Below are 19,440 nucleotides of genomic sequence, written 5' to 3'. Positions count from 1 at the left end.
CGCCAAGGGCGCCCCGATCGCGGGCATCGGCGTCGCGGGTGCCCCGTCCGGCGACCTCGACGAGAAGTTCGCCCAGGCCGGCGCCGCGGCCCTCGCCAAGTAACGACCGCACGGCAGACGATCCGCCTGGCCGCCGAGACGAAGCAGAGACGAAGCGGAGACGAGCGGGCGGACCGAAGCCCCTGCTTCGGCAGTCCCCGCTTCGTCAGTCTCTGCTTCGCCCTACAGGAGTCATGACATGAACGCCCTCGATCAACAACTGCTCGACGCCGCGCGCACCGGCGACACCGACGGAGTGCGGACCGCGATCGAGGGCGGCGCCCGCGTCGACTGCCGCGACGAGGAGTTGCGCACCCCGCTGCTCCTCGCCGTCCACGGGGACCACGTCGAGGTCGCCCGGCTGCTCGTGGCGGCGGGCGCGGACCCCGACGCGCAGGACCTGCGCGAGGAGAGCCCCTGGCTGGCGACCGGGGTCACCGGCAGCGTCCCGATGCTGCGCACTCTGCTGCCGGCCGGCCCCGACCTGAAGCTGTGCAACCGGTTCGGCGGCATCGCGCTCATCCCGGCGAGCGAGCGCGGCCACGCCCCCCTACGTGCGGGAACTGCTCCGGGTCACGGACATCGACGTCGACCATGTGAACCGGCTCGGCTGGACGGCCCTGCTGGAGGCCGTGATTCTCGGCGACGGCGGCCGGGCGCACCAGGAGATCATCGAACTCCTGCTGGCGGCCGGTGCGGACGTCGACCTTCCGGACGGCGACGGGACGACCGCCCTGGCACACGCGGAACGCCGCGGCTTCACGGAGATCGCCGCCCGGCTGCGGGAAGTCCGGTGAACGCGCGCCGCGCGGGGAACGTGAGTCGCCCGGTGAGCACACGCCACGCCGCGAACACGCCCCGCGTCGCGAACACACGCCGCGCGGTGGTGGCGCTCGTCGCGGCTGCGGTGCTCGCGGGCTGCACGAGCGGTGCAAGCGGTACGAGCGGTGCGCGGGCCGGTGCCGGTCCGTCGGCCACCGCGCCGTCCGGGTCCCGCGCACCGGCCTCCCCGGCACCGGCCGCGTCCGCGGCGACCCCGCGCGGCACGCTCCTGGTCGCCGACTTCGGCGGCGACACCGTGACGTTCGTCGACCCGCGGCCGGGCCGCGACCGGCACCGGCTCGGCTCCGTCCGGGTCGGCACCGCGCCCTACGGCCTCGTCGTCGGCGAGGACGGGCTGGCCTGGGTGGCGACCGCCGAGGGCGTCGCCGTCGTGGACACCGCGACCCGCACCCGTCTCACCCGTATCCCGTACCGGACGGAGACCGGCCCCGCCACCACCGGCGAGTACCGGGGCGGCGGCATGGGCATCGCCCTCGCCCCCGACGGCCGGCACGTCTACGTCGGCGTCAACGTGCCCGGCCGCAACGGCGTGCTGGAGATCGTCGACACCGCGGCCCGGAAGGTCACCGGCACGGTCCCGGTGGGCCGCCGCCCCTTCGACGTGGACGTCTCGCCGGACGGCACCGAGGTGTACGCCACCGGCCACGACTCCTTCGACGTCACGGCGGTGAACACGGCCACGCGCAAGGCGCGGCGCTTCGAGGTCGCCCCGTACGGCACCGAGGGCGGCCTCGGCTCCTGGCTGAAGCCGCACTACGCCGTCGTCCGCCCCGCCGACGGCAGGCTGCTGCTGCCCTTCGAGGGCGAGCGGCTCGTCGTCCTCGACCCGCGCACCGGGAAGTCCACCGTCGAACGGATGACGGCCGACACCCACCAGCACGGGGCGGCGCTCGCCCCCGACGGCACCCTCCTCGTCGTCGGCACCGGCCCGGTCCTCTCCGAGGACCGGGGCCCGTCCCTGACCGTCCGCGCCCCCGACGGCTCCGAACGCGTCCTGCCGCTGGACGGCCCGCACGAGGACGTGGCGGTGTCCGAGGACGGCCGCACGGCGTACGTCACCGAGGGCTTCACCCGCGACGGGTACGGGAACGGCATCACCGTCGTCGACCTCACGGGCGAGCAGCGGCCGTACGAGGTACCGGCGACGGCCCGCCCGCTGGGCATCGCGGTTCTCCGAACCCGCTGACTCCTCCAGCCTCTCCGGCCCCTCCGGCGGCCTCTGCGGCCTCCGGACGGCTGCCGGGCCGGGGGCCTACAGAAGGCGGCACATGTCGGAAACGCCCTAGGATCGCCGGTGTGGACCAGCGAACGCCCGTGCGCCGCACGGCCCGAACCGCCGCCGTCGCCCTGCTGGTGCTGGTGACGTCCGCCGCCTGCACCGGCGACACCGGCGGTGTCCGGGGCACGCCCGGCGCGTCCGGCCTGCGCGATCCGTACTTCCCGAAGCTCGGCAACGGCGGCTACGACGTCACGCACTACGACCTCGTGCTCGACGTCGACCCGGCCGCCCACCGGCTGCGCGGCACCGCCACGATCACCGCCCGCGCGACCCAGGACCTCAGCGCCTTCAACCTCGACCTCGCCGGGCTCACCGTGCACTCCGCGACCGTCGAGGGCCGCCCGGCCACCGTCAGCCGGGCGGGCAACGAGCTGACGCTGCGCCCCGCCGCCGAGGTCGAGGACCGGCTCGGCGAGGGCGGCACCTTCCGTACGGTCGTCCGCTACTCCGGTTCGCCGCGCACCCTCACCGACCCCGACGGGTCGCAGGAGGGCTGGCTGCGGACCGCCGACGGAGCGGTCGCGCTCGGCGAACCGGCCGGCTCGATGACCTGGTTCCCCGGCAACAACCACCCGAGCGACAAGGCGACGTACGACATCGCCGTCACCGTTCCCGAGGGCCTGACGGCCGTCTCCAACGGGGAACCGGTCTCCCGCAGGACCTCGGGCACCACCACCACGTACCGCTGGCACACCCCCGAACCGATGGCGAGCTACCTCGCCACGGTCGCCGTCGGCCGATACACCACCCGGACGTCGAGGACCGCGGACGGCATCGAGGTGTTCACCGCCGCCGACACGACCGTCGCGAAGGAGAGCGAGCGGGTCCTCGCCCGGATCCCCGAGATCGTGAAGTGGGAGGCGGAACGGTTCGGCCCCTACCCCTTCACCGCCACGGGCGCGATCGTCGACCGTCCCGGGGACGCCGGTTACGCGCTGGAGACCCAGGACCGGCCGTTCTTCCCCGGCCCGCCGGACGCCGGGCTGCTGGTCCACGAGATGGCCCACCAGTGGTTCGGGGACTCCGTCACGCCCGCGAGCTGGCGGGACATGTGGCTCAACGAGGGCTTCGCGACCTACGCGGGGTGGCTGTGGGCGGAGGACAAGGAGGGCACCCCGGTCCGGGAACTGTTCGACGCGGCCTTCGAGGACGACGCCAACTGGGCCTTCCCGCCCGCCGATCCGCCCAGCGCCAAGGACATCTCGCAGGCTCCGGTGTACGGGCGCGGGGCGATGGTCGTCCACGAACTCCGGCGGGCGGTGGGCGACGAGCGTTTCTTCGCGCTCGTCCGGGGCTGGACGAAGGCCCACCGGCACGGCAACGCCTCGACCGCCGACTTCACCGCCTACGCGGAACGGACGACGGGCCGGGACCTGACGGAGCTGTGGGACACCTGGCTGTACGGCAGGAGCCGGCCCGCCCCGAAGGACTGACCGGCTCCCGTGCGTTCCGCGGTTCCGCGGTTCCGCGGTTCCGCCGTTCCGCGGAACCGCTGTTCTGCTGCTTCTGCGCCTTCCTGCCCCGGTGTTCCGTTACTTCACGTTGACGCCGCTCCAGGCGGCCTGGACGGCGGAGAGCTCCGCGCTGTCCGCCCCGTACAGGTCGGTCGCCGCCTTCTCGGTCGCCTCGCGGGCGCCCGCGTAGTCGGTGGAGGACGTCATGTACTCGGCGAGGGCCTTGTACCAGATCTGGACGGCCTTGTCCCGGCCGATGCCGGTGACGGTCGAGCCGTCGGAGGTCGGGGAGTCGTAGTCGACCCCGTTGATGGTCTTCGCGCCGCTGCCTTCGGACAACAGGTAGAAGAAGTGGTTGGCGACGCCGGAGGAGTAGTGCACGTCGAGGTTGCCGACGTTGCTGTCCCAGTAGTCGGCCGAGCCGCCGTCCTTGCTCGGCTTGTCCATGTAGCGCAGCGGGGTGCCGTCGCCGTTGATGTCGATCTTCTCGCCGATGAGGTAGTCGCCGACGTCCGTGCTGTTGTCGGCGGCGAACTCCACCGAGGTGCCGAGGATGTCGCTGGTCGCCTCGTTCAGGCCGCCGGACTCGCCGAAGTAGTCGAGGTTGGCGGTGGACGAGGTCAGGCCGTGGCTCATCTCGTGGCCCGCGACGTCGAGGGCGGTCAGCGCGCTCTTGTTGCCCTCGCCGTCGCCGTACGTCATGCAGAAGCAGCTGTCGTCCCAGAACGCGTTGACGTACGAGTCGCCGTAGTGGACCCGCGAGTACGCGGCCTTGCCGTCACCGGCGATGCCCTCGCGGCCGAACGACGACTTGTAGAAGTCCCAGGTCTGCGCGGCGCCGTAGGCGGCGTCCACGGCGGCGGTCTGGCGGTCGCCGCCGGTGCCGTCGCCCCAGGTGTCGTCGTCGTCCGTGACGAGGTCGCCGGTGCCGCTCTCGCCCTGGTTGAGGTCGTACGTCTTGTGGCCGCCGCGCTCGCCGTCGGTCAGCTCGAAGCCGGAGCCGCTCTCGGTGGTCGTCAGCTCGACGTCGCCGCTGTACTGGCTGTGGCCGACGCCGGTCTCGATCGCCTCGAACCTCCGGATCTCCTTGCCGGTGTTCGCGTCGGTGATGATGTGCATCCTGCTCGGCGTGCCGTCCTTCTGCACGCCCTTCTCGACCGTCTCGAAGGCGAGGACGGGCTTGCCGCCGCTCGCCCAGATCACCTTGCGGGCGGCGGCCGCGGTCTTGATCTTCGCCGTCGTGGACGGCACGGCTATCCGCGCCTTGGTGGCCTTGGTGACGCCCTTGAGCTTCCCGCCGGCGGCGGTGTGGGTGACGAGGTCGCCGCCGAGGACGGGCAGGCCGGCGTAGGTGCGCTCGTAGCGGGTGTGGACGGTGCCGTCGGCGTCCTTGATCACGTCACGGACGATCAGCTTCTCCTTGCCGCCGAGACCGAGGGACTCGGCGGCCGAAGTGGCTTCGGACTGGGCGGACTTGATGGCGGCGGTGCGCTGCGATGCCTTGTTCGCGCCGAAGGGGACGACGCTGCGAGTGGCGGAGGGGCCGTCAGTTCCGTTGTCCGGCGCGGCGTTGGCCGCACCGGTCTGGACGCCGACGACGACCATCGCGGCCACGGCGGCCAGGGCAGCGGCGCGACGGGTGTTCATGTGGGGGGTCATGCGTTCTCCGTTGCTCGTTCCGTGGGGGGTTACGAGCGGAGAGCGTGCCACCGAAAGACCGAGATTGACGGTGTGCTAACAAATGCCTCACATTTTTTTGACCACCTCTTGTCCGAATGGAATACGCCTGTGTTCGTTATTTGGCAGGCGTGTTGGACACGGCGGACATCACGGGGCATGACGGGCGCGTGGGGGCCGGTGGGGGAGCCGATGGCTCCGGTCGTGGTGCCGGTGCGAAGGTCGTGGGGCCCGTGCGAAGAAGCGAAGCGGAAAAGGGCGACCGGGAAAAGCGGGGAGCGGCTGGAGAAAACGGGAGGGCGGCCGGGGAAAGCGGGGGAGCGGCTGGAGAAAACGGGAGGGCGGCCGGGGAAAGCGGGGGAGCGGCTGGAGAAAACGGGAGGGCGGCCGGGTAAGGCGGGGGGAGTGGTCGGGGAAAGTGGAAGGGCGGCCGGGGAAAGGGCGCGACTCGGTTCGCGGGCACGGAAAACCCCCGGCCGTAACAGCCGGGGGTTTTCTGTTTCGTGTCCGGGCGTCAGGTCTTCGCGTCTGATACCGGACGCCGGGAATCCCGTGTCGGGAGATCGGCTCAGATGTTGACGCCGAAGTCCTGGGCGATGCCGCGCAGGCCCGAGGCGTAGCCCTGGCCGACGGCGCGGAACTTCCACTCCGCGCCGTTGCGGTACAGCTCGCCGAAGACCATGGCGGTCTCGGTGGCGGCGTCCTCGCTCAGGTCGTAGCGGGCGATCTCGGCGCCACCGGCCTGGTTGACGATGCGAATGAACGCGTTGCGCACCTGGCCGAAGTTCTGGCTGCGGGTCTCGGCGTCGTAGATGGAGACCGGGAAGACGATCTTGTCGACGTCGGCCGGCAGGCCCGCCAGGTTGACGTTGATCTGCTCGTCGTCGCCCTCGCCCTGGCCCGTGACGTTGTCACCGGTGTGGACGATGGTCTGGTCCGGCGTCGACTTGTTGTTGAAGAAGACGAAGTGGCCGTCGGAGACGACCTTCCCCGCCGGGTTGACCGCGATCGCCGAGGCGTCGAGGTCGAAGTCGGTGCCGGTGGTGGTACGGACGTCCCAGCCGAGGCCCACCGTGACGGCGGTCAGGCCCGGGGCCTCCTTGGTGAGGGAGACGTTGCCGCCCTTGGACAGGCTTACAGCCATGGGAAGTCCCTTTCATCGTCGAGTGCGGGCTTCATGCCATCACGAAGCTACCGTCACAGGTCATAACGCGGGCGGGGGACCGTGAGGTTCCTGCTCCCTTTACTTTCTTTACCGAAGTGCCCCCGGTCGGCCCGACGGGCGGAGCGCTCGGCGGCGCGGTGGAAGAGGTGGAACCCGTGGCGGCGCGGCGGAAGAAGCGGCGTACTCGGCGGTGCGGCAGAAGAAGCCGTGCGGCGGAAGAAGCGGTGCGGCAGAAGAAGCCGTGCGGCAAAAGAAGGTGACGAACGCCCCGTGGGCCGGGGAACATGGGTGACATGTCCGGGCCCTATGTCATCCGCGGTTCGGTCTCCCTGCCGGAGGCCGAGCTCATGTGGCGTTTCTCGCGGTCCTCGGGGCCCGGCGGGCAGCACGTCAACACCAGCGATTCCCAGGTGGAGCTCCGCTTCGACCTCGCGGCGACCGAAGCGCTTCCCGAGGTGTGGAAGGAACGGGCCCTCCAGCGCCTGGAGAACAGGCTCGTGGGCGGCGTGATCGCCGTACGGGCCTCCGAGCACCGCTCCCAGTGGCGCAACCGCGAGACGGCCCTTGTCCGGCTCGCCTCGCTGCTGGCCGAGGCGACGGCACCGCCCCCCAGACCGCGCCGCAAGACCAGGATTCCGCGGGGCATCAACGAGCGCCGGCTGCGCGAGAAGAAGCAGCGCGGCGAGACGAAGCGCGGCCGCTCCGGCCGCGACTGGTGACACCCCCGCCCACCGGCCGCGCCCCCCGTCCCCGCCGACCGCGCCCCCGGACCGGCCCGCTCACCCCAGCTTGCGGTAGCGCCCCCGGAAGTACGTCAGCGGTTCCCCGCCCTCCTGGGGCAGGCCCGTGCTCAGCACCCGGCCGATCACCAGCGTGTGGTCGCCCGCCGGGACCCGCTGCTCGGTGCGGCACTCCAGCGTGGCCAGTGCCCCGCCGATCAGCGGTGCGCCGGTGAGCTCCCCCCTCGTGCCGGGGAGGTCCTGGAACAGCAGCCGGTCGCTGATCCGGCCCTTCATCGCGAACCGCCCGGCGACCTGCCGCTGGTCATCGGCGAGTACGGAGACCGCCCACAGCGGCTGCTCCGACAGCAGGTCGTCCATCCGGGAGTCGTTGCGCAGGCTGACCATCACCAGCGGCGGGTCCAGCGACACCGACATGAAGGCGGTCGCGGTCATGCCGACGTCCTCGCCGCGTCCGTGCTCGTCCAGCGGCGGCTCCTGGGCGGTGATCAGCACCACTCCGGCCGCCAGCCGGGAAAGTGCGGCCCGGAACTCATCGTTGCTCACCCCCTCAGCATGGGGGACGGGCCGGGGACGCGGGGCGGGGGTCTTCGTCTGCAACACATCCGGAACGCTAACGGCGCGCCGCCTTGCCCCGCATCGGGCCAGGGGACCAGCCGGGTCCTAGGACCCGGGACCCGGCAAGCGGACGGTCCGGGCGCCCCGACGCCCGTACGCGGGCACGGCACGCCCCGGGCCGCAGGCGCCACGAGGCCCGGACGCAGACGCCGTGACGCCCGGCCGCAGGCGCCACGGCGTCCGTGCGCGGGCACTGCAACGCCCGGATTTGCGTTCAGAAAAAGGGCGGAACGGCCCCGGACGCGCTCCCGTCCCTTTACCATCTGTTGTGACTTGAGTCACAGAGTGCGATATTGGTTGACCCTGTGTACCGGCGGCACAGCTCACTGTGATTCAGTTGTGGTGAACTGCAGTAAGTACGTCGATATGAAACCTGGAGTGCTGTCGAGGTCTCGGGGAGTGCGAACAATGGAGGCCGAGTCGGAGCCGTATGTCCGTCTTGCGACGATGCGGCAGCTGCATCAGGCCGTCGCCGATCTCAACACGGCGCGGAGCCTGGCCGACACGCTGCAGACCGTGGCCGACGGAATCGTCAGCGGCCTGGGCTACGAGCTGGCCTGTGTGAACATGGTCCGCCCCGACGGTGACCTCGTCGTCGCCGCCTTCGCCGGCAACAGCGCCGCGGAAGCCCTGATCACCGGCCGGGTCGGCTCCCGCGCCTCCTGGGAGCGCAGGCTGACCATGGGCCTGGCGTGGGACGAGCTGCGGTTCATCCCGTACACCGACGGCTGGGTCCTCATGGACGACGACGTGCCGCAGTGGCACACCAGCGGTCCCGAGCCCCGCTTCGAGGACGAGTGGCACCCCCAGGACCGCCTCTACGCCCCGATGTACACGTCCGGCGGCGGGTGCGATCTCCTCGGCGTCATCTCCGTGGACCGCCCGCGCAACGGCCGCCGCCCCGGCGCCTGGGGCCGGGAGGCCCTCCAGATGTACGCGTCGCAGGCGGCCATTGCGATCAGCAACGCCCGGCTGAGAGCAAACATGCAGCGGGCGCTGGTCCGGCTGGAGCGGGAACAGCAGGCGCTGCGGGCCAGCGAGGAGTCCTTCCGGCAGGCGTTCGAGTACGCCCCCAGCGGCATGGCCATCGCCGAGATGGGCGGCGACCAGCACGGCCGGCTGCTGCGCACCAACGACGCCCTGTGCCGGCTGCTCGGCCGCCCCGCCTCCGTCCTGCGCCGCTACTCCTTCGCCGACCTCGTCCACCCCGAGGACATCGGCACCCTGCTGCGCACCTCCGCCGAGGGCGGCCGGGCCGAGCTGCGGCTGGGCCGGCGCGACGGCTCCTACCTCTGGGTCTCGCTGCGCAACTCCGTCGTCGCCGACACCACGGACGGCCCCCGCTTCCTGCTCACCCATGTCGAGGACATAGAGGAGCGCAAGCGGCACGAACTGCATCTCGCGCACCGGGCCTCGCACGACGCGCTCACCGGCCTGCCCAACAGCGCCGAGCTGCGCTCCCGGCTGGGCGCCCGGCTCTGCGACCGCCCGCACGCGGCCACCACCGGCGTGGTCGGGGCCCTGGACGCGTCCTACGGCGACCCCGACGACCCGGAGTCGCGGGCGCACGGCTACGACGTGGACACGGCCCCCGGCGTCCCGTACGACCACCATGTGCACGCCGTCGCGCCCGACGACGAGAACGACGACGGCACGAAGGGGCTCGCGGTCCTCTTCTGCGACCTGGACGGCTTCAAGTCGATCAACGACCGCTTCGGCCACCACACCGGTGACGCGGTGCTGATCGAGGTCGCCCGGCGCCTGACCACCTGTGTCCGGGACGGCGACACCGTCGCCCGGCTCGGCGGTGACGAATTCGTCGTCCTCGCCGACGGCCTGGGTGCCGCGGACGCCGCGGATCTGGCCGTACGCCTCCGTAACGCCATCATTCCGCCCATCCGGGTCGACGGCCGGGCGGTGCGCGTCGGGGCCAGCTTCGGCATCGGCTGGGCCGCCTGCGGGATGACGGCGGAAGAGGTGCTGCGCTCCGCCGACCAGCGGATGTACATCGAGAAGCGGTCCCGGGCGAAGGTTCACCGCAGGGCCGGCTGACGTTCACGGCGGGGTGGTGCCCACGCTCCGGAGCGGTTCAGGGACCTGCGGCGACAATTCTTGGTGCGGGTCGTTCGGGGTAGGCTCGGCCGGTCGGCCACGGCTGGCAACATTCGGCGACGGCTGGCGAGATGGTGAGGAGTGACCCAGGGATGACGGCCGGGAACAACGGCGCAAACACGCCCGAGGACGACGATCCGTTCGGCTACCTGTACGAGGACGGACAGGCGGCGGGCGCCCAGCCGCCGCGCCAGGGCGGCTACGGCTACCCGGGCCCGGCGGCCCAGCAGCCGGGCGTGCCCCGCACCTCGTACAACCAGGTGCGCACCGTCGGAGAGCGCCAGTACGGCCAGCAGCAGCTCCCGCAGCAGCCGGGGTACGGCCGGCCGAACGCGCAGTACGCCGCCCCGGAGACCTACCCCGGTGCCGCCACCGCCCCGCAGCAGGGCGGCCACGGCCGCTCCGGCGGCCCCTCCGGCAAGGGCGGCCCGAACACCAAGGGCCTGCTGATCGGCGCGGTCGCGGTGGTCCTGGTCGTACTCATCGGCATCGGCGCCGCGCTGATCACTGGCGACTCGGACAAGGACAAGAAGAAGGACGAGGCCACCTCCTCCGCCGGTCCCGGCAGCGAGGTCGAGGAGTCCCCGAAGCCGGAGCAGTCCGCCACTTCCGAGGCCCCGGCCGAGCTGCCGAAGCAGGACGCGGCGACGCTGAAGCTCGGCGGCACGGCCCAGCTGGACAACACCGTCAAGGGCGCCAAGAGCGCCAACGGGCAGTACATCAACCTCAACGAGGTGGGCCGGTCGGCGACCTGGCTGGTCGAGGTCCCGAAGGCCGGTCCGTACACGCTGTTCGTGACGTACGGGGTGCCGGGCAAGGACGCCAAGACGTCCCTCACGGTCAATGCCGAGGCCCCGCGTGGCATCAACATGAAGAACTACGCCAACGCGGCCGAGGGAGACCTGGAGAAGGGGTGGACGACGACGTTCGCGTACGTCAACCTCACCAAGGGCCCGAACACCCTGATGATCTCCTGCAACGACGGCGACCAGTGCGACGCCAACCTGGACCAGCTGTCGCTGAAGGCCGGTCACGTCAAGCGCTGACCCGTACGGGAAAGGTCCGGCCCCGCGCCTTCGGGCGCCGGGGCCGGACCTTTCCCGTGGGTGGGGCGCTCAGCCCATCAGGGCCAGGAAGCCCGCCACCGTCGCGGCCATCGCCTCGCGGCCCGGGGCGATGTACTTGCGCGGGTCGACGCCGGTGGTGTTCTCGGCCAGGTACGCGCGGACCGCGCCGGTGAACGCGGTGTTCAGGGCCGTGCCCACGTTGATCTTGACCATGCCGGAGGAGGCGACGGCCCGGCGGATCTCCTCGTCCGGGACGCCGCTGGAGCCGTGCAGCACCAGCGGGACCGGGACCGCGTCGCGCAGCCGGCCGATCAGCTCGTGGTCCAGGGCGGCGGTGCGCTCGGTCATGGCGTGCGAGGAGCCGACCGCGACGGCCAGCGCGTCCACGCCGGTGTCGCGGACGTACGCGGCGGCCTCGTCCGGGTCGGTGCGGACGCCGGGGGCGTGGGCGTCGAGCGGGGCCTCGCCCTCCTTGCCGCCGACCTTGCCGAGTTCGGCCTCGATCCAGATGCCGTGCTCGTGACCCCAGGCCACCGCGGCGGCCGTGGCGCGCACGTTCTCCTCGTAACCGAGCCGGGACGCGTCGAACATGACGGAGCCGAAGCCCTCCGCGTGCGCCTGGTGGAGCAGGTCCACGGACTCGACGTGGTCGAGGTGGAGCGCGAGCGGGGCGCTGGAGGCGCGGGCGGCTGCGGCGGCTGCGGCGGCTATGGCGGAGAGCCGTCCGCCGTGGAACTTCACGGCGTTCTCGGAGATCTGCAGGACGGCGGGGGCTCCGGCGCGTTCCGCGCCGGCCGCGATGGCCTCGGCGTGCTCCAGCGTGATGACGTTGAAGGCGGCGATCCCGCGTCCCTCGGCCTGGGCGGCGGAGACGAGTTCACCGGTGCTGACGAGCGGCATGCTGACCTCTTGGTGCTTCTTCGGACCCCCGGTCGGGCGGTGGGTCCGGGACGGGCGCGGCCCTTGTCAGGCCGCTGGTGCGTGTTCCTCGATGACGATGCGCGGCAGCAGCTCCTCGTACGCCGCGCGGTCGAAATCGCCGGCCGTCGGGGCGAGCACGGTCGCCGTCGACAGTGCCACCGCCCGCCGCAGCCGGTCCGGCCAGCCCAGCCCCTCGACGAGGCCGGACAGCAGCCCGGCCACCGCGGAGTCGCCCGCGCCGGTCGGGTTGCCCAGGACCTTGGCGGGCGGAGCCGCCTGCCAGATCCCGTCGGGGGTGACCGCCAGCACGCCGTCCGGGCCCAGCGAGGCGACGACGCCGTGCGCGCCCCGGCGGCGGGCGTCGCGGGTGGCGCGCATCGGATCGCGGGAGCCGGTGAGCTGGGCCAGCTCGTCGGCGTTCGGCTTGATCAGGTCGGGGCGGGCGGCGATGCCGCGGCGCAGCGGTTCGCCGCTGGTGTCCAGGAGTACGGGGACGCCCGCGGCGCGGGCCGGGCGGACCAGTTCGGCGTAGGCGCCGACGTGGATGCCGGGCGGGAGGCTGCCGCAGAGCGCGACGGCGTCGGCCCCGGCGAGGAGCTCCTCGTACCGGCCGAGGAAGGCGGTCCACTCGTCGGCGGTGACGAGCGGGCCGGGTTCGTTGAGCTGGGTGGTGTCGCCGGTGGCCCGGTCGACGACGGCGATCGTGCGACGGGTGTTCCCGGTGACGGCGACGAGGGCGTCGGTGATCGGGGCGGGGCCCGCCGGGGCCGGGGTGCCGGCCGGGGCGGAGGCGTCCGGGGCACCCGGGTGATCCGGGGCGTCCGGGGCGGACTTCCGCGGCGACAGGTCGGCCAGCAGCTCGCGCAGTACGGCTCCGGTGGGGCCCCCGGCGAAGCCGGTGACCGTGGTCTCGTGGCCGAGGGCGGAGAGCACCCGGGCCACGTTGAGCCCCTTGCCGCCGGGGCGCTCGGACATGTCGCCGATGCGGTGACTGGTGTGCGGGACGAGCTTCGGGACCTCGTACGTCAGGTCGAGTGCCGTATTCAGTGTGACCGTCAGGATCACCGCGGCCGCTCCCCCGATCCCTGTCCGAGCGCGAAACCGTGGATGGTATGCGCTTTCTGGCTGTTTCCCAGGCGATCATGCCAAAGAGGTGGCGGTCGGCCCAGACCCCCGGACCAACCGCCGTCTCTTCGTTACGTACCCCGGTGACCCGTCGGATTCGTCAGCCGACTCGGGGCTCGACGATCCACTCGCCCTTGCGCATGACGCCCCTGAGCGCGAAGTCCGCGTCCAGGACCACCAGGTCGGCGTCCTTGCCCGGCTCCAGCGAGCCGACCCGGTCGTACACGCCGAGCAGTCGCGCCGGGTTGGCGGAGATGGACTGCACGACGTCGTCGACCGGGAGCCGGTCGATGGTCACGGCCCGGTGGAACGCGGTGTCCAGGGTGAGCGTGGAGCCCGCGATCGAGTTGCCCTCGACCAGCCGCGCGACGCCGTCCCTGACCTCGACCGCGAGCGGGCCGAGCTGGTACCGGCCGTCGCCGAAGCCAGCCGCGTCCATCGCGTCGGTGATCAGCGCGACGCGGTGCGCGCCCGCGTGGTGGTAGGCCAGTTCCAGGGCGGCGGGGTGCAGGTGCGTGCCGTCGTTGATCAGCTCGACGGTGATCCGCTCGTCCTCCAGGAGGGCGGCGATCGGGCCGGGGTCGCGGTGGGCGAGCGGCGGCATGGCGTTGAACAGGTGCGTGGCGACGGTGGCGCCCGCGTCGATCGCCTCGACGGTCTGCTCGTACGTGGCGTCGGTGTGGCCGATGGCGGCGATCACGCCGTGCTCGGCGAGCAGCCGCACCGAGTCGATGCCGCCCGGGAGTTCGGTGGCGAGCGTGAACATCTTCGCGGTGCCGCGCGCCGCGTCCATCAGCTTGCGGACCTCGGCCGGGTCCGGGTGGCGCAGCAGCTCCTCGCTGTGTGCGCCCTTGCGGCACGGCGAGATGAAGGGTCCCTCGAAGTGGATGCCGGCCAGGTCGCCCTGCTCGACCAGCTCGGACAGGACACCGGCCCGGTGGGCGAGGAAGTCCATCTCGCCGGTGACCGTGGAGGCGACCAGGGTGGTGGTGCCGTGCTCGCGGTGGGTGCGGATGCCGGTGAGGACCTCGTCCACGGTGCCGGAGGTGAAGGACGCGCCGCCACCGCCGTGGTTGTGCATGTCGACGAAGCCGGGAACCACCCAGTGGCCGCTCAGGTCGAGGGTGGGGGCGTCCGGTGCCGCGCTGCCCGCGATCCGGGTGCCTTCGACGATCACCCGGCCGTCCTCGACGGTCCCGGTGGGAAGCACCACCCGGGCACCTGCGAGAACCGTGCTGTCTGCGCGTCCGGCCATCAGGCGGATACCTCCGTGGAGAGAAGATCCCAGGCGAGCAGCCCTGCGCCCAGGCATCCGGCGGTGTCCCCGAGGGCCGCCGGGACGATGTGGGGCAGCCTCTGGAACGTGACGCGTTCCTCGACGGCCGCACGGAGTGGTGTGAACAAGGTTTCCCCGGCCTCGGCGAGGCCGCCACCGATGATGAGCGTGCTCGGGTCCAGCAGCGTCAGGGCGGTGACCAGCCCGGCGGCGAGCGCGTCGACCGCGTCGCGCCAGACCTCCGTGGCCGCGGGATCGCCGGATGCGACGGCCTTCGCGCAGTCCGCCGCGTCCGCCTCCGGGTCGCCGGACGCGGCGGCCCAGGCGCGGCTGACGGCGGATGCGGAGGCCAGGGTCTCCAGGCAGCCGCGCTGTCCGCAGCCGCAGTCCGGCCCGTCCGGCCGGACCACGATGTGCCCGATCTCGCCCGCGTACCCGTGCGCGCCCGCCTCGATGGCCCCTGCGATGCCGATGGCCCCGGCGATGCCGGTGCCCAGCGGGACGAAGAGGAAGCGGTCGGCCCCCCTGCCCGCGCCGATCCGGCCCTCGGCGAGCCCGCCGGTGCGCACGTCGTGGCCGAGCGCGACGGGCAGGCCGCCGAGCCGCTCGCCGAGCAGTCGCCGCATGGGCACGTCGCGCCAGCCCAGGTTCGCGGCGTAGACCGCGATCCCGTTGTCGGCGTCGACGATGCCGGGCACGGCGACACCGGCCGCGACGGCGCTCTCGCCGAAGTGCTCCTCGCCGTACGCCCGCAGGTCCGCGGCGAAGGAGAGGATCGACTCCACGACGGCGTCGGCGCCGCGCTCCCGGCCCGTCGCCCGCCGCGCCTCGTGCAGCAGGGAGCCGTCGGCCCCGACCAGTGCGGCCTTCATTCCGGTGCCGCCCACATCGAGGGCGATGACGTGTTTCACGGGAGACAGTTTCGCCCGAGGAGCCAAAAAGGTCTAGTCCACTATCCCGGTTTGTTGCGCATCTATACAAAATCGCGACCACGTCATTGCGACCCCTTGGGGCGACGGCCGGGGACGCGTCGGGACGTGTCGGGGCGCCCCGGTACGGGCCGGGGCGCCCCATGACGCGTCAGGGCGAAAGGATCACGCTGCGCGTGAGGTTGCGCGGGCGGTCCGGGTCGTACCCCTTCGCCTCCGCCAGCTCCACCGCCAGCCGCTGGGCCCGGATCAGATCCGCCATCGGGTCCGCCGCGGCGTGCGCGACCAGCGTGCCGCCCACCCGGGCCACATCGCCGGCGAGCCCCTCCGGCAGCGGGCCGAACACCCAGGCCACCCGGTGCGGCCCGGTGATCGCGATCGGGCCGTGGCGGTACTCCATCGCCGGGTACGACTCCGTCCAGGCGCCGGCCGCCTCACGCATCTTCAGCCCGGCCTCCTGCGCCAGCCCGTACGTCCAGCCGCGCCCCAGGAACGTCCACTGCTCGGCCGAGACCACCGCCTCGTCCAGCGGCTCCGTCACCGCCAGCTCCGCGTCCACCGCGGCGGCGGCCACCGTCTTCACCCCGGCCGGAAGCGGACCCGACGCCTCCAGCCCGGCCCGCAGGAAGGCCAGCGCGGTGGTGGCGAACCGGGTCTGGACCACCGACTCCTCGTCCGCCCAGTCCAGCACGGCCACCGCGTCGGCGGCGTCCATGACCGGCGTCTTCGGGTCGGCGGTCAGCGCGACCGTGGCGACCCGGCCGCGCAGCTCGCCCAGCAGCTCCAGCACCTCGGTCGTCGTGCCGGACCGGGTGATCGCCACCACCCGGTCGTACGGCCGCCCGGCCGGGAACTCCGAAGAGGGGTACGCGTCCGTCTCGCCCTGCCCGGCCGCCTCGCGCAGCGCCGCGTAGGCGATGGCCATGAACCAGGAGGTGCCGCAGCCGGTGACCGCGACGCGCTCGCCCGGCCGCGGCAGCCCGTCGAACGCCGCCCCCGCCTCCGCGGCGCGCCGCCAGCAGTCGGGCTGGGTGGCGATTTCTGATGCGGTACGCGACATGCGGAACGGCTCCTTGCGGCGTGGATCGGGACGGGTCGGGCGGTACGGCACGGCGTTCGGGGCGGGCCCCGGACGCGCGAAGGGCCCCGCGCCACAACCTACTTGGCGGTAGGCCCAATCCAGAGCAATGCCCCGCGAAGGTGCCCGGCACACCCGGCCGGACGCCCGGTCGGCGTGTTGTGAAAGCGATACCGACTTTGGTGTAGACCTTCGACGATCTCCTGGGGCAGGATCGCACCTCGTTCAGGGACCCCGCGGCGGGCGTGACCGGTGTGGGCGGCGCTCTACGGATGAGGACGGTCTGGGCTGTGCGGTTACGCTGTCGGGTACTGACTGCGGTCGTGACCGCGCTGGGCATGACGGCGGCACTGGCGGGCTGCGGCGGCAGCGGCCCGGGGGACGTCACCCTCACGCTCGTCGCGGCCGACTACGGCACCGGCCCGGCCAACAGCTCCGAGAAGTACTGGGCCGAGGTCGTGCGGGGCTTCGAGTCGGCCCACCCCGGCATCGAGGTCGACGTCAGCGTCCGGCCGTGGAAGACCGTCGACCGCGAGGTCGCCGCGATGGTGCGGAAGGGGCAGGCCCCCGACATCGCCCAGATCGCCTCGTACGCCGACTACGCCAAGGCCGGCAGGCTCTACCGGGCCGACGAGATGCTCTCCATCCGGGCCCAGGCCAACTTCCTGCCGCGCCTGGCCGAGGCGGGCAGCGTGGACCGCACCCAGTACGGGCTGCCGTTCGTCGCCAGCACCCGGCTGCTCTTCTACAACAAGAAGCTCTTCGCGCAGGCGGGCCTCGACGCCCCGCGGACCTGGGACGACATCCGCGCCGACGCGGCGGTGCTCGGGCAGCGCGGGGTGGCCTACCCGTTCGCGCTGCCGCTCGGCCCGGAGGAGGCCCAGGCCGAGACCATGATGTGGGTGCTCGCCGGGGGCGGCGGCTACCTCGACGACGGCGGCTCGTACGACATCGACTCGACCGAGAACGTCGACACCTTCGACTGGCTGCGGACGAACCTGGTGGACCAGGGTCTCGTCGGCCCCGTCGCCCCCGGAGAACTCGACCGGGCGAAGGCGTTCGCCGCGTTCGCCGACGGCGAGGTCGGCATGCTGAACGGCCACCCGACGCTGATGCAGGAGGCCGAGCGCAAGGGCGTCTCCGTCGGCATGGTGCCGATGCCCGGCATCGACGGCCCCGGCAAGGGCTCGCTGGGCGTGGCCGACTGGATCATGGGCTTCAAGCAGCACGGCCACCGCGCGGAACTGGGCAAGTTCTTCGACTACTTGTTCACCGACGAGAACGTCGTCGACTTCGCCGACGAGTACGACCTGCTCCCGGTCACCGACAGTGCCTCGGCGGCCATGGAGTCCGACCCCGCGTACAAGCCGCTGTGGAAGTTCCTGGCCGCGCTGCCGGACTCGCAGTTCTACCCGTACGGCAAGACGTCCTGGGCCCGGACCAGCGAGTCGATCAAGGAGAACATCGGCAGGGCGGTCGAGCCGAACGGCGGCCCCGAGAGCGTGCTGGGACGGATCGCGCGCGACGCGGCCGAGGCGGAGCACGCGAAGTAGCAAGGGGGGAGCAGCAGAGGGGAACAGCAGAGGGAAGCAGCAGGTGGCAGTCGGCCGCACGGGCGTTATGTTGGCTGATATGACCGCCCCCACGCACGGCCCCGACGACCCGGACGGACTCTCCGACAGGGACCGCGCCGTGCTCGCCGTCGAACGGCAGTCGTGGGCCGGACCCGGCGCGAAGGAGCGGGCCATCCGGGAACAGCTCGGCATCTCGCCCACGCGCTACTACCAACTGCTGAACGCGCTCCTCGACGACCGCCGCGCCCTGGAGGAGGACCCGGTGACGGTGAACCGCCTGCGCCGGGTCCGGGACGCCCGCCGGGACCGCCGCTGAGCACCGGGCAAAGCCCCTCCGGCAGCTCGGGACCAAGCCCCTTCGGCGACCGAGGCGCGGGAGCCCGGGGCAGCGCCCCGGAAACGCCACAACGGTTCCGGGCCCGCCCCCCGGCTGCCGGAAACGCCACAACGGCTCCCGGTCCGCACCCCGGCTATAGGCTCGCCCCATGGGAAGCAACCCGGAAGACCGCACTCCCGCATCCGCGCCGAGCGAAACCCCGTCCGAGCTCCCGATCCCCGCCACCGCACCGGGCCGGGAGGCTCTCGCCGCGATCCTCGCGCGCCCCGACCGTGCCGTCGTCGCACTCGACTTCGACGGCACCCTCGCCGACATCGTCCCCGACCCGGAACAGGCCCGCGCCCACCCCGGCGCCGTCCCCGCACTGGCCGCGCTCGCCCCGAAGGTGGCCTCCGTCGCCGTGATCACCGGTCGCCCGGCCGGGGTCGCGGTCCGGCACGGCGGCTTCGCCGGAGTCCCCGGCCTCGACCACCTCGTCGTCCTCGGCCACTACGGCGCCGAACGCTGGGACGCCGTCTCCGGCACCGTCCACGCCCCCGCCCCGCACCCCGGGCTCGCCGCGGTCCGCGCCGAACTCCCGGGCGTGCTGGACCGGGCCGGTTCCTGGCACGGCACCTGGACCGAGGAGAAGGGGCGGGCGATCGCCGTCCACACCCGCCGCGCCTCCGACCCGCAGGCCGCCTTCGAGGCCCTGCGCGCCCCCCTGGGCGAGCTGGCCGCCCGGCACGGGCTGATCGTCGAGCCCGGCCGACTGGTCCTGGAGTTGCGCCCGCCGGGCATGGACAAGGGCGTCGCGCTCGCCCGGTACGTACGGGAGACGGGCGCCGAGTCCGTCCTGTACGCGGGCGACGACCTCGGCGACCTCGCGGCGTACGCCGCGGTGGAGAAGCTCCGCGCCGGGGGCGCCGCCGGCACTTTGGGGCTGCTGGTGTGCAGCGGCAGCGCGGAGGTGCCCGAACTGGCGGAACGGGCCGACCTGCGGCTGGGCGGCCCGGGGGCCGTGGTGGGCTTCCTCGCGGCTCTGGCGCAGCACCTCTAGTAGTGCTTGGTCATGTGCGGTCCGTGATGGCGTGTCTTCTTGATGGGGCGTGTCGTTGACCGGACGTGCTGGGTGGGGAGTTGGCTGCGGTCCGGTGTGATCTGGAGGACTTCGCGGCGGAGATGTTCGGGCCGTTCGCGCGGGCGGATCAGCGGCGGTGGGGCGGG

At 72.6% G+C, this 19,440-nt stretch carries 16 protein-coding genes and 2 pseudogenes; 10 read left to right on the top strand and 8 right to left on the bottom strand.

Annotation, left to right across the window (positions count from 1 at the left end; genetic code table 11):
• From ACWCXX_RS37395 to ACWCXX_RS37380, 4 genes and pseudogenes are all read left to right on the top strand, one after another.
• Positions 1 to 103: pseudogene (locus ACWCXX_RS37395) on the top strand (heme-binding protein); the annotation flags it as partial.
• 135 nt (positions 104 to 238) lie between these two features.
• Positions 239 to 836: pseudogene (locus ACWCXX_RS37390) on the top strand (ankyrin repeat domain-containing protein).
• Between the two features lie 32 nt (positions 837 to 868).
• Positions 869 to 2,068, top strand: a complete 1,200-nt coding sequence (locus ACWCXX_RS37385; protein WP_451135232.1) for a YncE family protein — start codon at positions 869 to 871, stop codon at positions 2,066 to 2,068.
• Between the two features lie 110 nt (positions 2,069 to 2,178).
• Complete coding sequence (locus ACWCXX_RS37380) at positions 2,179 to 3,594, top strand: M1 family metallopeptidase (protein ID WP_451135230.1); 1,416 nt, start codon at positions 2,179 to 2,181, stop codon at positions 3,592 to 3,594.
• Positions 3,595 to 3,693: 99 nt separating this feature from the next.
• Here the strand turns inward: ACWCXX_RS37380 and ACWCXX_RS37375 are convergent, their stop codons facing one another.
• Both ACWCXX_RS37375 and ACWCXX_RS37370 read right to left on the bottom strand, forming a co-directional pair.
• Positions 3,694 to 5,274, bottom strand: a complete 1,581-nt coding sequence (locus ACWCXX_RS37375) for a M4 family metallopeptidase (RefSeq protein WP_451135228.1) — start codon at positions 5,272 to 5,274, stop codon at positions 3,694 to 3,696.
• A 586-nt stretch (positions 5,275 to 5,860) separates the two neighbouring features.
• Positions 5,861 to 6,436, bottom strand: coding sequence for a TerD family protein (locus ACWCXX_RS37370; RefSeq protein WP_451135226.1), 576 nt, complete (start codon positions 6,434 to 6,436; stop codon positions 5,861 to 5,863).
• 305 nt (positions 6,437 to 6,741) lie between these two features.
• Here ACWCXX_RS37370 and arfB point away from each other — a divergent pair, with 305 nt between their 5' ends.
• Positions 6,742 to 7,176 carry an alternative ribosome rescue aminoacyl-tRNA hydrolase ArfB gene (gene arfB, locus ACWCXX_RS37365; protein WP_451135224.1) on the top strand — a complete coding sequence of 145 codons (435 nt, stop codon included), beginning with the start codon at positions 6,742 to 6,744 and terminating at the stop codon, positions 7,174 to 7,176.
• Positions 7,177 to 7,236: 60 nt separating this feature from the next.
• Here the strand turns inward: arfB and ACWCXX_RS37360 are convergent, their stop codons facing one another.
• The gene (locus tag ACWCXX_RS37360) at positions 7,237 to 7,743 is read right to left on the bottom strand and encodes a flavin reductase family protein (protein WP_451135222.1); all 507 of its coding nucleotides are present in this window, start codon (positions 7,741 to 7,743) and stop codon (positions 7,237 to 7,239) included.
• A 480-nt stretch (positions 7,744 to 8,223) separates the two neighbouring features.
• On the opposite strand from ACWCXX_RS37360, the gene cdgB reads away from it, so the two are divergent.
• Positions 8,224 to 9,867: a diguanylate cyclase CdgB gene (gene cdgB / locus ACWCXX_RS37355; RefSeq protein WP_451135220.1), complete on the top strand. Its 1,644-nt coding sequence runs from the start codon at positions 8,224 to 8,226 to the stop codon at positions 9,865 to 9,867.
• A 152-nt stretch (positions 9,868 to 10,019) separates the two neighbouring features.
• Positions 10,020 to 10,973 carry a carbohydrate-binding protein gene (locus ACWCXX_RS37350; RefSeq protein ID WP_451135218.1) on the top strand — a complete coding sequence of 318 codons (954 nt, stop codon included), beginning with the start codon at positions 10,020 to 10,022 and terminating at the stop codon, positions 10,971 to 10,973.
• A 69-nt stretch (positions 10,974 to 11,042) separates the two neighbouring features.
• On the opposite strand, the gene ACWCXX_RS37345 is transcribed toward ACWCXX_RS37350, so the two are convergent.
• The 5 genes from ACWCXX_RS37345 to ACWCXX_RS37325 all read right to left on the bottom strand — a co-directional run bounded on the left by ACWCXX_RS37345 (position 11,043) and on the right by ACWCXX_RS37325 (position 16,305).
• Positions 11,043 to 11,894, bottom strand: coding sequence for a class II fructose-bisphosphate aldolase (locus tag ACWCXX_RS37345; protein ID WP_451135216.1), 852 nt, complete (start codon positions 11,892 to 11,894; stop codon positions 11,043 to 11,045).
• A 66-nt stretch (positions 11,895 to 11,960) separates the two neighbouring features.
• Positions 11,961 to 12,980: a 1-phosphofructokinase family hexose kinase gene (locus ACWCXX_RS37340; protein WP_451135214.1), complete on the bottom strand. Its 1,020-nt coding sequence runs from the start codon at positions 12,978 to 12,980 to the stop codon at positions 11,961 to 11,963.
• Between the two features lie 160 nt (positions 12,981 to 13,140).
• Entirely contained in the window at positions 13,141 to 14,295 is a 1,155-nt protein-coding gene (nagA, locus tag ACWCXX_RS37335; RefSeq protein WP_451135212.1) for an N-acetylglucosamine-6-phosphate deacetylase, read from the bottom strand.
• Positions 14,295 to 15,227, bottom strand: coding sequence for an ROK family protein (locus tag ACWCXX_RS37330; protein ID WP_451135210.1), 933 nt, complete (start codon positions 15,225 to 15,227; stop codon positions 14,295 to 14,297). The genes nagA and ACWCXX_RS37330 overlap by 1 nt, the downstream gene beginning before the upstream one ends.
• A gap of 169 nt (positions 15,228 to 15,396) precedes the next feature.
• Positions 15,397 to 16,305 (bottom strand): SIS domain-containing protein, encoded by a 909-nt coding sequence (locus ACWCXX_RS37325; protein ID WP_451135208.1) that lies wholly within the window; start codon positions 16,303 to 16,305, stop codon positions 15,397 to 15,399.
• Between the two features lie 290 nt (positions 16,306 to 16,595).
• Between ACWCXX_RS37325 and ACWCXX_RS37320 the strand changes: the two genes are divergently transcribed.
• The 3 genes from ACWCXX_RS37320 to otsB all read left to right on the top strand — a co-directional run bounded on the left by ACWCXX_RS37320 (position 16,596) and on the right by otsB (position 19,273).
• Positions 16,596 to 17,876 carry an extracellular solute-binding protein gene (locus ACWCXX_RS37320; RefSeq protein WP_451135206.1) on the top strand — a complete coding sequence of 427 codons (1,281 nt, stop codon included), beginning with the start codon at positions 16,596 to 16,598 and terminating at the stop codon, positions 17,874 to 17,876.
• A gap of 79 nt (positions 17,877 to 17,955) precedes the next feature.
• Complete coding sequence (locus tag ACWCXX_RS37315) at positions 17,956 to 18,213, top strand: DUF3263 domain-containing protein (RefSeq protein ID WP_283853103.1); 258 nt, start codon at positions 17,956 to 17,958, stop codon at positions 18,211 to 18,213.
• A gap of 169 nt (positions 18,214 to 18,382) precedes the next feature.
• Positions 18,383 to 19,273 (top strand): trehalose-phosphatase, encoded by an 891-nt coding sequence (otsB, locus tag ACWCXX_RS37310; RefSeq protein ID WP_451135204.1) that lies wholly within the window; start codon positions 18,383 to 18,385, stop codon positions 19,271 to 19,273.
• Positions 19,274 to 19,440: the final 167 nt, after the last annotated feature.

The sequence above is a fragment of the Streptomyces sp. NPDC001732 genome, assembly GCF_053596315.1.
This window is presented reverse-complemented; position numbering and strand designations above follow the sequence as displayed.

Bases quoted from the DNA above. Each gene is read 5' to 3' on its own strand.
- ACWCXX_RS37350 (WP_451135218.1), top strand. From the start codon at position 10,020: ATGACGGCCGGGAACAACGGCGCAAACACGCCCGAGGACGACGATCCG.
- arfB (WP_451135224.1), top strand. From the start codon at position 6,742: ATGGGTGACATGTCCGGGCCCTATGTCATCCGCGGTTCGGTCTCCCTG.
- ACWCXX_RS37345 (WP_451135216.1), bottom strand. From the start codon at position 11,894: ATGCCGCTCGTCAGCACCGGTGAACTCGTCTCCGCCGCCCAGGCCGAG.
- ACWCXX_RS37375 (WP_451135228.1), bottom strand. From the start codon at position 5,274: ATGACCCCCCACATGAACACCCGTCGCGCCGCTGCCCTGGCCGCCGTG.
- nagA (WP_451135212.1), bottom strand. From the start codon at position 14,295: ATGGCCGGACGCGCAGACAGCACGGTTCTCGCAGGTGCCCGGGTGGTG.
- ACWCXX_RS37370 (WP_451135226.1), bottom strand. From the start codon at position 6,436: ATGGCTGTAAGCCTGTCCAAGGGCGGCAACGTCTCCCTCACCAAGGAG.
- otsB (WP_451135204.1), top strand. From the start codon at position 18,383: ATGGGAAGCAACCCGGAAGACCGCACTCCCGCATCCGCGCCGAGCGAA.
- ACWCXX_RS37320 (WP_451135206.1), top strand. From the start codon at position 16,596: ATGAGGACGGTCTGGGCTGTGCGGTTACGCTGTCGGGTACTGACTGCG.
- cdgB (WP_451135220.1), top strand. From the start codon at position 8,224: ATGGAGGCCGAGTCGGAGCCGTATGTCCGTCTTGCGACGATGCGGCAG.
- ACWCXX_RS37315 (WP_283853103.1), top strand. From the start codon at position 17,956: ATGACCGCCCCCACGCACGGCCCCGACGACCCGGACGGACTCTCCGAC.
- ACWCXX_RS37325 (WP_451135208.1), bottom strand. From the start codon at position 16,305: ATGTCGCGTACCGCATCAGAAATCGCCACCCAGCCCGACTGCTGGCGG.